We start from the raw sequence: 13,563 nt of genomic DNA, 5'->3' as shown, positions 1-13,563 counted from the left end.
ATTTGTGCCCCGCTGCCCTCGATCGGAGCTGCGCTGACTGATATATATGTAAATGTAAAGGAATTAATTTGTTGTAAGAACATGAGAAACGTACTGGCATTTTCGATGGCACTGACAGCATTCGGCTATCTGGCTTGCAATGCACAACGAGGAGAACAGGAAATGGGGCCTGTTTTCAAGGAATTCACTTATCGCGGAGACGATCAGGTATACAAAGAACATCCGCTAGAACCCGATGAGTTTTACTCGCCGATACTCCAGGGTACCTATCCTGACCCCAGCATCACCCGTAAAGGAGGTGATTACTACCTCGTGTGTTCGTCGTTTGCCTTTTTTCCCGGTGTACCAATCTTCCATTCCACCGATCTGGTTAACTGGACGCAAATCGGCCATGTGCTGGATAGGACTTCACAGCTTAAGGTCGACTCCGCAGGTATGAGCATGGGCGTCTATGCACCCGCTATCCGATACAATCCTGTCAACGAGACCTTTTACATGATCACCACCCAATTTGCCGGAGGGTTCGGTAACATCGTGGTGAAAACCAAGAATCCCCATCAGGGGTGGAGCGATCCCATTAAACTCGCCTTCGATGGGATAGACCCATCGCTTTTCTTCGACGATGACGGCAAAGCTTACGTGGTACACAATGATGCGCCTGACAAGGGAAAGGAGCGGTACCAGGGGCATCGGGTCATCAAGATCTGGGATTACGATTTGGAAAAAGATCGGGTTGTGCCGGGTACGGATAAAATCATCGTAGATGGTGGAGTGGATATCAGCAAAAAGCCCATCTGGATCGAGGCACCGCATATTTACAAGAAGAACGGCCGCTACTACCTCATGTGTGCGGAGGGCGGTACGGGCGACAACCACAGCGAAGTCATTTTCTCCAGCGACCAACCGCGGGGACCGTACGTCCCGGCGGCCGAAAACCCGATATTATCGCAACGCCACCTGCCGAAAGACAGGCCGTACAAGGTAGACTGGGCGGGACATGCCGATTTGGTGGAAGGACCGGACGGACGGTACTACGGGGTGTTTCTGGGTATCCGGCCGAATGAAAAGGGCAGAGTGAATACGGGACGGGAGACGTTTATACTGCCCGTCGACTGGACCGGGGAATTTCCGGTTTTCAAGGGGGGCATGCAACCGTTGTCACCTAAGCTGAAAATGCCCGCAGGTGTAAAAAACAAGACCGGCGAGCATGGTTACTTCCCTAACGGTAACTTCATCTTCGAAGAAGACTTTAAGGGTGGTGTGCTGGACCTCCGGTGGTTTGGTTTAAGAGGGCCTCGTGAGCGGTTTATCAGTTTGACCGAAGAGGGTTTGCGCATCACGCCGTTTGCTACAAGTATCGACGAAATCAAACCGACTTCGACATTATTTTACCGCCAACAGCACAACGCCTTTACCGCAACGACCACGTTGGATTATGCGCCCGCGTCCGAAAAAGATCTGGCCGGACTGGTATGTTTACAGAAAGAGACTTACCACTACGTGTTCGGTGTGACGAAAATGGGAGACGACCACTACATTGTGCTGCAGCGTACCGAAGATGGTAACGCTGCCGTACTGGCCAGCGAAGTGGTAGATTTGGACAAACCGATACGGCTGCAGGTAACCGCTGAAGGCAATGATTATCGGTTCAACTACGCCGAGGGCGGAGGCGGCTTCAGAAACCTGGGCGGCACCGTTTCGGGAGATATTTTATCGACGAATGTGGCGGGCGGATTTACCGGTGCGCTGATCGGATTGTACGCGACTTCGGTAAATGACATTCTGCCCAATAAGTGAACGTGTTGAAGAGGAGCCTTATATACCTGTTATTATTGTTGGTTTGCTTGTGCCGTCCGGCGTTCGGCCAAGACAGTTTCTATCGGAGAACTTTTCCCTTGGAGCGTGTCAAGCTGCTGGACGGCCCTTTTAAACAGGCTTGCGAGCTGAATATCCGGGTACTACTTGCGTATGATGTCGACCGGCTGCTTGCTCCTTACCTCAAGGAAGCGGGATTGACCCCGAAAGGTGAGAGCTTCCCGAACTGGCTTGGTTTGGACGGTCACGTGGGCGGCCATTACCTGTCTGCGCTGGCAATCCACTATGCTGCGACAGGCGACACAGCGTGTAAACAACGCATGGAGTACATGATATCGGAGCTGTCCAAGTGCCAAGAGCATAACGGCGATGGTTATGTGGGCGGTGTACCCAACGGAAAGGAGGCGTGGGCCGAAATCCGCAGCGGCAATACCGCGGTCGTCTGGCAATTCTGGGTGCCCTGGTATAACCTGCACAAGACCTATGCGGGTCTACGGGATGCGTGGATCTACGCTGGCAATGAGACGGCCAAAGCGATGTTTCTGGAGTTATGCGACTGGGGGGTGGAGCTCATCGATCACCTTGATGACCAGCAAATGGAAGCGATGCTAGCCAATGAGTTCGGCGGCATGAATGAGGTGTATGCCGATGCGTACGGCATTACCGGGGACAGGAGATACCTTGAAGCCGCCAAACGGTTTTCGCACCGCGAAATCTTGGATTGCATGGCCGCGGGCATAGACAACTTGGATAACAAACACGCGAATACGCAAGTGCCCAAAGCCGTCGGTTACCAACGGGTAGCTGAGCTCGGTGGGGAACCAGCGTATGGCGAAGCAGCGAAGTTCTTCTGGCAGACAGTGGCCTATAATCGCTCGCTGGCCTTGGGGGGCAATAGCCGCCGCGAGCATTTTCCTTCGAAAGATGATGCCATCAGCTACGTATATGAACGCGAAGGTCCCGAATCGTGCAACACGAACAATATGCTGAGGCTTACCGCCGGACTATTCCGGATGGATCATGAGGCGGAATACATGGATTTCTACGAGAGGGCGCTGTATAACCACATCTTATCAACACAACATCCCGTGCATGGGGGCTATGTGTATTTTACACCTGCACGTCCGGCGCATTACCGCGTTTATTCGGCTCCGAACAGCGCTATGTGGTGCTGCGTGGGTACGGGGATGGAAAACCACGGTAAATACGGGGAAATGATATATGGTTATACGGGTGATTCGTTGCTGGTCAATCTCTTTATCGCATCTGAACTGAACTGGGAAGAACAGGGGCTGCGGCTTATCCAGGATACGCGGTTTCCGGATGAAGAAACCAGTAGGATGACAGTAAGGGTAGATAAACCTATGCACCTTACTGTATTAGTGCGGTATCCGCGATGGGTCGGCGCCGGGAAAATGCAGGTCAATGTGGGAGGACGAAACTATGCATCGGGTGCTTCTCCTGCATCTTACGTTGCCATAACCCGAGAGTGGCACGATGGGGACGTGATTGAGATGGCTATGCCCATGGAGATGGCCGTTGAGGAATTGCCGGATGTGCCGGATTACGTGGCCATTATGCGGGGCCCCATCTTGTTGGGAGCGCGGGTGGGCGACCACCGACTTGACGGGTTGATCGCCGACGATCACCGTTGGGCACACATCGCCCACGGTCCGTTGGTCTCATTGTTTGAAGCCCCAGCCTTGATTGCCGACCGCGAAACTTTGCTGAAAGCACTTAGGGCGATGCAACCGATGGTGGGTAAGCCGATGAGCTATACCGTACCGAAGTTTTTGCAACGCGAAAACGACAGCAGTTTGGTCCTGGAGCCGTTTTACCGTATCCACGACAGTCGTTATATGATGTATTGGCTGGCCGTAACACCTGAGCGCTACGCCGAAATCGTGGCCGAGAAGAAAGCGGAAGAAGAGCGGCGTTTGGCACTTGACCGACGAACCATCGATGCGGTTACGCCGGGAGAACAGCAGCCTGAGGTAGACCATGCGATGAAGACACACCAATCCCATACGGGCAGGCATCGCGACGCTTCGTGGCGGAGTGCACGCGACGGGGGGTATTTCCAATATGAGCTGGAAACGAAAGGTAGGCAGGACCTGGTATTGATGGTGAGATATTGGGGGGCTGAACCCGAAGGCCGAACCGTTGATATACTGATCGATGGCCAACGGTTGGGCGTGGAAGACATAACCGGTGAGCGGGACGAACAACGATTCAGGGATGTCGTATATCCCATCCCGAATACGCTGGTTAAGAATAAAGCATACATCACGGTGCGGTTTCAGTCGGCAGCAGGCCGAGAGACCGGGCGCGTGTTCCATATACGTTTGATGGAAAGTAATTGATGGCCGCTTAGATACCGAGCCGTAAAGCTAAGGCTTAAATAAAAGCTGGCTAAACCGAAATAAATCCTTTTTCCACACGGCAAAGTCATGTTTGCCGCCCGCTTCCACATGATAGACGTGGGGTATCCCGTTTGTGTCGAGGTATTCGTGCAACTGCTGGCTGATCCGGATGAGATTGTCCTGGCCGCCGCACGACACCCAAAGCAGGCTAAGCGCTTTGCCGGCAGCTTTTGGATCGGGAATCAATTCGACCGGCGGTTTGGTGTTCGGGGCGGAAGAAAAGCCGCCTACCCAAGCGAACTTATCGAGGTTACCCAACCCAATGTTCAGCGATTGTCCACCGCCCATAGATAGCCCCGCGATTGCGCGGTGTTCGCGGTCCATGTAAACCGGGTAGTTGGCTTCGATGTACGGGATGAGGTCCGTAAGCAAATCCTTTTCGAATGCTGCGAATGCTGCCACCTTTTCCCGGTCGAAGATATTACCCTCGGCGCGGTCATTTTTCATGGCCCTGCCGTTGGGAAGGACAACCAGCATCGGAGCCAGTTTTTCCCCGGCGTAGAGATTGTCCAGAATGACATGAGGTTGACCGTTGGTTAACCATTCAAACTCATCCCCTCCTATGCCGTGCAAGAGATACAGTACGGAATATTTGGCATCCTTGGTAAATCCCGGAGGGGTGTAAACCAACGCTGTCCGGTCGTTTCCGACCGTTTTGGATGGATAGTGAATCGTGTCGACCTTCCCTTTCATAATGTCCGCTGTGACAACGTCAAAGTAGTCCGGGATAGTGGGTAGGATTTCTTGGGACTGCGCTTGGCTTAGCCCAAGGGAAACATACAGCAAGAAGGCAATTTTCTTTTCCATGGTTTGATGATATTTATTGTGGTTTATACATTTAATCGCAGACAGCCTGACTGGTTGTTTGGCAACAGACAATTACAAACCTACATACTAATCTTGAATCGTACAACCCGATTGCCGACAATCAATGATTTTTAGATTTGATTTATATTGCTGATTTTCTGTTGTTTGTGTGGTAATGTAACATGCCCGATGATTTATGTAACATGTTTTTTTTGCTTTCTTTTTTTGCTGTGTTATCATTGCGTCTCAGTTTCAAAATCACAGGCTGAAGATTATTAACCAAGTATTATTAACCTTTTATTCGACTTTGATTATGAGAGCTGGCCGTTTTGTTCCCGTTTAAAAAAGTGTTTTAATAACATTTATAAAGGTGGCCCGTGTGAGCTAACGCTTGGTGCTACAGATAGTGCTACCTGAATTTTTGGACCATATAAACCAATGAAGTGATGTTAAACCTAATTGATACCTAAAGGGTAATTGAACCGCTAATACACACCGTTTACCTAGAGTGTCTTGATGCTGCACTCCATGGAAACGAATGACCTGACATTGATTAACTTAATTGAATAAACATGATCATAAATTTTTATCCGATTAAATGCTGGAAAGATTTATGGAGGTATACGCATCGAAAAGGGGGGGGGCTGTTGCCCTTTTTGGTGATGATTTATCTCCAGCTTTCAGCACAAGATTACCGGCAGGTACAGGGAATCGTAATGGATGCCGCTGAGACGCCGATAGCAGGAGCATCGGTAGCCGTGAAGGGAACAAGTATCGCTGTGGCGACGGACAATAACGGCCGTTTCGTTTTGCGCATACCCAGTGGAAAGCAGGTATTGGTGGTCTCCCATTTGGGGTCGGAACGGCTGGAACTGGCTGTCGAAAATGAAACGGACATCAAAGTGGTATTGAGCAGTGCGGATATTATGCTGGAAGAAACGGTAGTGGTGGGCTATGGCCAGCAAAAGCGTGAAACGGTGGTTGGCGCCATCACCCAAACAACCGGCAAGGTATTGGAGCGAACGGGCGGGGTCTCCAGTCTCGGGGCTGCGTTGACCGGTAATTTGCCGGGTTTGGTCACGCATGCGAGCACCGGGATGCCCGGCGAGGAAAACCCTCGTATTGTTATCCGGGGGCAAAACAGCTGGAACGGCAACGACCCATTGATATTGGTGGATGGCGTGGAGCGACCGGAGTTTTTCAGTCAGATGGATATTTTGTCGGTCGAATCTATATCGGTGCTTAAAGATGCGTCGGCGACAGCGGTGTTCGGTTCCCGGGGCGCCAACGGTGTCATCATCGTGACCACCAAACGGGGGGCTGAGGGTAGAGCGGAGATCACTGGGCGGGTAAACACTACGTCCAAATTTGTTTCGCAGCTACCCGGTAAGATGGATGCTTATGATGCAATAGGTGTTCGCAATCGGGCTATCGAATATGAGCTTTCATTGAACCCAGCCAGTTGGAACGATATCATCCCTTATGATATTCGGTATAAATACCGTTCGCCGCTTAATCAGGAAGAAGCCGAACGATACCCTAACGTCGACTGGCAGGATCTGATGTTTAAGGATTATGCGATGGCATATAATGCCAACGTTGCTATCCGGGGAGGCACGAGGGTCACCAAATATTTCTCGAGCGTCGATTACCAAAAGGAAGGCGATTTGTTCCGGCAATTTGAAAATAATCGCGGATACACGCCCGGATACGATTACAATCGGTTGAACTTTAGGAGTAATTTGGATTTCCAGTTAACACCGTCCACCAAACTGCAATCCAATCTTAGCGGTACCTACGGCGTTCGAAAAAGCCCCTGGGGCGGAGGGAATGAATACGGATTCTGGATCGCCGCCTACCAGAATCCACCCGATGCATTGATTCCACGGTATTCAGACGGAACGTGGGGCTATTATCAACCGAATGAGCAGGCAGCCTTGAATTCCATAAGAATACTGTCGCTCGGGGGAGTATCCTATACCACCACCGCCCAATTGTCCACCAATTTCGTGCTCGACCAACAATTGGATATGCTGCTGAAAGGCTTGAATTTCAAAGGGACGCTGGCGGTAGACAATCGTTTCGTGGAAACGGGGAGGGGTGTAAATGACCTTTACAACAGTTTTCAGCAAAAATGGATCAATCCGCGGACCGGTCAGGTCATTTTTAAAGAGGCTTTCGACAGCCAAACCGGCTTTGATTATTATGATCAAGGGGCCGCTTGGTCGCCTACCGGCGGAAGCGTAAGCGGCGGGCAGACACAGCGTAGGCTATTCTACCAGTTGCAGTTGAACTATGCGGGTACAGTTGCCAATGACCACAATTACACGGCGATGGGCTTGATGAGCCGTCAGGAGGAAGCTACCGGAAGCATGGTGCCGCGCTACCGCGAAGATTGGGTGTTCCGGGGAACCTATAACTTCCGCAACAAGTACATGGTCGAATATAACGGAGCCTACAATGGCTCGGAACAGTTTGCCCCCGAATATCGGTTCGGATTTTTTTCATCCGGCGGAGTGGGGTGGAACATTTCCGAAGAGCCGTTTATGAAGAAGGTAAAGGGCCTCGACCTGTTGAAGATCAGCGCATCTTACGGGGAAGTCGGTGCCGATAATATCGGTCCGGATCGCTTTCTGTTCATGAACCAGTGGGCATATGGCGATGCGTCTCAATTGGGCGTGGTTGGTGAAGCCGGAGAATTCAGCCCATACACTTGGTACCGCGAAACGATGGTGGGCAATCCTGCGGTTCGATGGGAAACTGCCTATAAATACAATCTCGCCCTTGATTTCGGTTTCCTCGATGGTCTCATCGGTGGAAGGTTAGACTTTTTCCAGGATAACCGCAAAGATATCCTAATGGCAGGCGATCGATCGGTACCGAGCTATTACGGCACGGACGCCCCCGCGGCGAACCTGGGCCGCATGCGGACCAAAGGTTTTGAACTGACGCTTAACTTCAACCATACGTTTAGCAACGGCATCCGCATATGGGCCGACTTTGCCATGACGCACGCCAAGGATGAAGTGCTTTTCCGCGATGATCCGCAGCTGTTGCACGATTACCAGAAGCAGCAGGGGTATCAGCTCGGCCAAGCACGCACGCACATCGGCCATGGGTATTACAACACTTGGGATGAGCTTTATGCCAGCACGCCGCACAATACTAACGATGCCAATAAATTGCCCGGGAACTACCATATCCTCGACATCAACGGGGATGGCATAATCGATGCATTTGATTCGGCTCCCTACGGGTATTCCGGTATACCGCAGAATACGTACAACACCAATCTCGGGTTCGAATGGAAGGGCTTCAACGTGTTCCTCCAATTCTACGGCGTTAACAACGTTTCCAGGCAAGTCGTATTCAACAGTTTGACAGGCCAGGTAAACCGGGTTTACGAAGAGGGAACCTATTGGTCGAAGGATAATATCCATGCGGACGTTCCCATGCCGCGGTGGCAGACACTGACCGCCGGGTTCAACGCCGGACACCGCTATTTCTACGATGGCTCTTACCTGCGGCTGAAAAATGCTGAAATCGGCTACCGTTTCCAACCTGAATGGACGCGACGGCTTGGCGTAGCCGATTTCCGCGTATTCGTCAGTGGCAACAACTTGTTGTTGTGGACGGATATGCCCGACGACCGGGAATCTAACTTCGCCGGCACGGGCTGGGCTTCGCAAGGGGCGTACCCCACCGTGAGGCGGTTGAACCTGGGCTGCAATGTTACCTTTTAATACAGATGGTTATGATAATGAATATAAAATCCAAGTTTATACGTAGCCTGCTGGTGCCGGCAGTGCTGGTAGTGTCCTCCTGTGAGCATTATCTGGAACGGACACCGGAGTCAATTATTTCAGAGGAAATTGCTTTCCAGAATTTTGTCAATTTCCAGGGATTTACCGAAGAGTTGTACCATTGTGTGCCCAATTTTGCAACCAGTTACTGGACCACTTCCTTCAACTGGGGCGACGATGAAATCCAATCCACAGCAAACAACTTCCATTTCGGCGTGAAAATCGAAAACGGTGATTTCTGGGGATGGCAGGTCGAACATGATGGGTGGGGAGCCGGTTGGATGGACAAAAGCTATGTGCGTACATCCTACAATTCGGGTAGTGTAGACCAGGATCGTATCGACAAGGGACTTTGGATACTGGCGTGGTATGGAATCCGTAAAACCAACCTGGGGTTGGAAAACCTGCATATGCTGACCGACGGTACACAGGAGGAGCGTAACTTGATTGAGGGGCAACTGCTTTTTTTCAGAGGATGGTTTCATTTTCAGTTGATCCAATATTTCGGAGGGCTTCCCTACATTGACAGGGTACTCCCGGCAGACGAACCGTTTCGTGAACCTCGCCTGAGCTACCACGAATGTGCGGAAAAAGCCGCGGCGGATTTCAGGCGGGCGGCGGACTTGCTACCCATCAATTGGGACGATACCGAGGCAGGCAGACGAACCCTTGGCAAGAATGCGTTGCGCGCCAACAAGATCATGGCGTTGGGCTACCTGGGCAAGAATCTGCTTTGGGCAGGTAGCCCATTGATGAATTATGAGTCTACGGGCAGCCGAACCTACAATACAGATTATTGCCGGCGGGCAGCGGACGCTTTCGGCGAACTGCTTCAATTGGTGGAAAGCGGGCAGACGCAATATGCATTGATGCCATTTGCGAACTATCACATGAATTTTTACACCTATGGTCAGAACTGGGCCATACCTGGTGGCACGGAAGCTATTTTCCGTCCACCTTACCACCGGGGCAACCATACAAACTGGGGCGCATCAAAACAGTATTTGCCAGCGCACATTGGCGACGGTGACATCAAGTTCCTGCCCACTGCCAACTATGTAAATTTTTACGGTATGGCCAATGGGCTGCCGCTTCCGGATGACATTACCAAGCCCGACCCGGAGTCCGGCTACGACCCGGAATTTCCCTGGCGTGGGCGTGATCCGCGGTTTTATAACAACATACTTTTTGATGGCGTGAAAGTGGTGCAAGGCTCCATACCGGCAAACATGGCGGGAGAACGGTATGCCAACCTATTCACCGGAGGAAGTTACCGCAACGTCAGTACGGGAAGCCGAACGGGCTACGTGAACCGGAAGTTCATTCCAATTACGGCCAACAACATCGACAGGGGATTCGACTATGGATATGCGCTCCATATCATGATTCCTTATATGCGGTTGGCCGACATCTACCTGATGTATGCAGAGTCGGTAGCAGTCGGGTACAGCTCGCCATCGGGGCAGTCTTCGACTTTTGCCAAGACGGCTGAGGATGCGGTGAATGTCATCCGCCAGCGCGCTGGTGTTGAACCGGTGCATGCCAGATTTTTAGGGTCAACCGAGGCCTTTTTGCCCGAATTGCGCCGCGAGCGCGCCGTTGAGCTGGCGATGGAAAGCCATCGGTTCAACGACCTGAGAAGGTGGTTGCTTTTGATTGAGCGGCCATACACCATCAAGACATCCATTGAATTTGATAGGGCCGGGGAGTTCAATACGGAAGATCCAGCAGAGAACCGGGTGGTAAACCTGAGGGAAGCAGTGATTTTGGAGCGTAATTTCAGCGAAAAGCATTATTGGTTGCCGCTGAAGGTCGCTGATGTGACGTTGTACCCGGAGTTTCACCAGAATCCGGGTTGGTAATGGCATGCTGAAAATTAAATGGAGAAATGACAATGAAAGATATACGATTAGCGATGGTGTGTAGTGTCACCATGACGCTGTTTTCGGCGACATTGCAAGCACAGGACACCATCAAAGCGAATATAGGTGATTCCGTCCAGGTGGCCTTCCGGACAGTCGAATCCCACGAGTTGACGGGAGGAGTGGCCTATGTGGACGTCCCGCAACTGCTGGACAAAAATTATTTTACCTACTCCCTATCGGAAATGGAAGCTTTTGCTGCTGGCTTTCACGGCAACCTGTGGGGGAATAATTCGTTTCTGGTGCTGGTAGACGGCGTGCCGCGCGATGCAGGCAGTGTAATGCCCACGGAAATCGAACAGGTAACCTTTTTGAAGGGCGTTGCGGCCGTAGCGCTTTATGGCAGCCGCGCGGCAAAGGGAGTTGTGATGATCACAACTAAACGAGGACGGGCCGCTGAGCAGACTGTTGAGGTACGGGCAAATGCAGGCCTGCATACCGTAAGACGCTATCCGCAATACCTGGGGTCTGCGGAATACATGACGCTATATAACGAAGCGCGGTTGAACGATGGTTTGGGTGCGCTATATTCAGCAGAAGATATTTATCACCATGCTGCGGGCGCCAACCCGTACCGGTATCCCAATGTGGACTATTATTCGCCCGAATACCTGAAGAATACCTACAATCGCTATGACGCCACTGTGGAAATAGCGGGAGGGAACCAGCGGGCAGCATATTACACCAACTTCGGTTACTGGTCAGAGGGCACGCTCCTGAACTTCGGGCAGGCTGCTGACAATAAAAATGAGCGGTTTAATATTCGTGGCAATGTAGATATGAACATCAACCAGTTTATTGATGCCAAGGTAGACGCAGCCGCAATTTTTTACAATGGAAAAGGGGTGAATACCGATTACTGGAACGGTGCGGCAACCCTAAGGCCACACAGGTTTGCACCGCTGATTCCAATAAGCATGATTGAAGCGGACGATGAGGAGTCGATGAGGTTGGTGGGGCTCAGCAGTAATCTGATCGATGGAAGGTTCCTTCTCGGTGGAACGCAACTGGATCAGACGAATCCGTTTGCTGATATCTATGCAGGTGGTTCGAACACCTACACCAGCCGTCAATTCCAGTTCAATACTGCGGTAGACTTTGACCTCCGGAATGTACTGCCCGGGTTGTCGTTCAGCTCGATGTTCGGAATGGACTACGCAACATCCTATAATCAATCGTTCAACCATGAGTACGCAGTATACGAGCCTGTATGGAATAATTATGCAGGGGACGACCTGATCGGCAGCCTGACCCGCTATGGCCAGGATGCCAGTTCGCGCACCCAGAATATCAGCAACAGTGCATTCAGGCAGACAATCGCCGCATCAGGCCAGCTCAACTACCGGCGGCAGTTCGATAGCCGGCACAACGTTTCGGCCACGCTGCTGGCCGGAGGCTTCCAACAGACTACTTCCGGTGTTTACCACAAGACGAGCAATGCAAACCTTGGTTTACATGCAGGATATAACTACCAGGGTACCTACTATGCCGAATTCAATGGTGCTTTGGTCCACTCAGCCCGGCTTCCCGAACGCAACCGGCAAGCCTTTAACCCAACTGCTACGATTGGATGGCGGATCAGCAACGAGCCTTTTATCGCTGGCTCATCGGCGATAGACAACCTGATGGTGTCGGTATCAGGCGGGATCCTGCATACCGATTTGGATATTGCCGACTATTACCTGTATGAGGCCATTTACGCGAACGCCGGGGATGAAGGTGGCGCATGGTATGGCTGGCGAGACATGTCGGCGGGCGAACGGACAACGGACTCCAGGCGTGGCGCGAACCCCAACCTGACTTTTCCCAAACGGGAAGAGGTCAGCGTAAACCTGAATGCATCCTTTTTCAACCAACTGGTATCCTTCAACGCGTCGTGGTTCGCAAGCCGGATGAAGGGATTGGTTGTCCAGAACGGAAACTTATTTCCGAGTTATTTTACCACGGGCTGGCCGGTGTCTTCTTTCATTCCTTATGTGAATTATGACGAAGATGAGCGTTCCGGTTTTGATTTCGATTTGCAACTGAATAAAAAAGTCGGCAATGCGGATTTGAGTTTGGGTTTGACCGGTACGTACTACAAAGCGATAGCAACCCGAAGGGCTGATATTTTTGAGGACAACTATCAGAACAGGATAGGCAGGGAACTGGATGCAATCTGGGGATTGCAGGCGGAAGGATTTTTCAGCAGCGTCGAGGAGATTGAAAATTCGCCTACGCAGGCATTCGGCCAGGTGCGGCCCGGCGACATTAAATACAAGGACCAAAACAACGACGGCGTTATCAATGCTCAAGACGCGGTCTATCTCGGTCGGGGTGGCTGGTTCGGCGCACCGTTTACCGCTGGGATACACCTGACTGCAAAATACCGCAACCTTACCGTATTTGTGCTGGGAATGGCCAGGACAGGAGCTTATGCCCTGCGCGACAACTCCTATTTCTGGATTGCAGGCGAAAGCAAGTATTCGGAGGTGGTGAGAGGGCGTTGGACCCCGGAAACCAGTGGCCAGGCGACCTATCCGCGGTTGACGACACTGAATGGAAATAACAATTTCAGATCATCCGACTTTTGGCTTTACAGTACAGACCGGTTTGATCTGGCCAGGGTACAGGTCTCCTACACGTTGCCAAAGCGTATCATCGGTGATGGCTTTTTCAACGAGCTTGGGGTATATATAAACGGGGCAAACCTGCTGACCATTTCCCCCAACCGGAAAATCATGGAGTTGAATATTGGAAGTGCACCCCAAACACGGTTTTTTAACGTTGGCGCGAAGGTGCTGTTTTAGTTAG

6 protein-coding genes are annotated in these 13,563 nt (G+C 51.5%); 5 read left to right on the top strand and 1 reads right to left on the bottom strand.

Features of this window, described 5'->3' with window-relative positions:
- Nucleotides 1-81 precede the first annotated feature (81 nt).
- Both BM030_RS14270 and BM030_RS14265 read left to right on the top strand, forming a co-directional pair.
- On the top strand, nucleotides 82-1,797 hold the full coding sequence (locus BM030_RS14270; RefSeq protein ID WP_090974279.1) for a glycoside hydrolase family 43 protein: 1,716 nt from the start codon (nucleotides 82-84) through the stop codon (nucleotides 1,795-1,797).
- A gap of 5 nt (nucleotides 1,798-1,802) precedes the next feature.
- Entirely contained in the window at nucleotides 1,803-4,178 is a 2,376-nt protein-coding gene (locus BM030_RS14265; RefSeq protein ID WP_211657615.1) for a glycoside hydrolase family 127 protein, read from the top strand.
- Nucleotides 4,179-4,205: 27 nt separating this feature from the next.
- Here BM030_RS14265 and BM030_RS14260 read toward each other — a convergent pair whose 3' ends face one another.
- The gene (locus tag BM030_RS14260) at nucleotides 4,206-5,045 is read right to left on the bottom strand and encodes an alpha/beta hydrolase (protein ID WP_090974278.1); all 840 of its coding nucleotides are present in this window, start codon (nucleotides 5,043-5,045) and stop codon (nucleotides 4,206-4,208) included.
- Between the two features lie 572 nt (nucleotides 5,046-5,617).
- Here BM030_RS14260 and BM030_RS14255 point away from each other — a divergent pair.
- From BM030_RS14255 to BM030_RS14245, 3 genes are read left to right on the top strand one after another with little or no spacing between them, the layout of a single operon-like run.
- Complete coding sequence (locus tag BM030_RS14255; RefSeq protein ID WP_090974277.1) at nucleotides 5,618-8,788, top strand: SusC/RagA family TonB-linked outer membrane protein; 3,171 nt, start codon at nucleotides 5,618-5,620, stop codon at nucleotides 8,786-8,788.
- An 11-nt stretch (nucleotides 8,789-8,799) separates the two neighbouring features.
- Nucleotides 8,800-10,710 carry a RagB/SusD family nutrient uptake outer membrane protein gene (locus BM030_RS14250; RefSeq protein WP_090974310.1) on the top strand — a complete coding sequence of 637 codons (1,911 nt, stop codon included), beginning with the start codon at nucleotides 8,800-8,802 and terminating at the stop codon, nucleotides 10,708-10,710.
- 32 nt (nucleotides 10,711-10,742) lie between these two features.
- Nucleotides 10,743-13,559, top strand: a complete 2,817-nt coding sequence (locus tag BM030_RS14245; protein ID WP_211657614.1) for a SusC/RagA family TonB-linked outer membrane protein — start codon at nucleotides 10,743-10,745, stop codon at nucleotides 13,557-13,559.
- The last annotated feature ends 4 nt before the right edge of the window (nucleotides 13,560-13,563 follow it).

Source organism: Parapedobacter composti, from assembly GCF_900112315.1.
Lineage (GTDB): Bacteria > Bacteroidota > Bacteroidia > Sphingobacteriales > Sphingobacteriaceae > Parapedobacter > Parapedobacter composti.
This window is presented reverse-complemented; position numbering and strand designations above follow the sequence as displayed.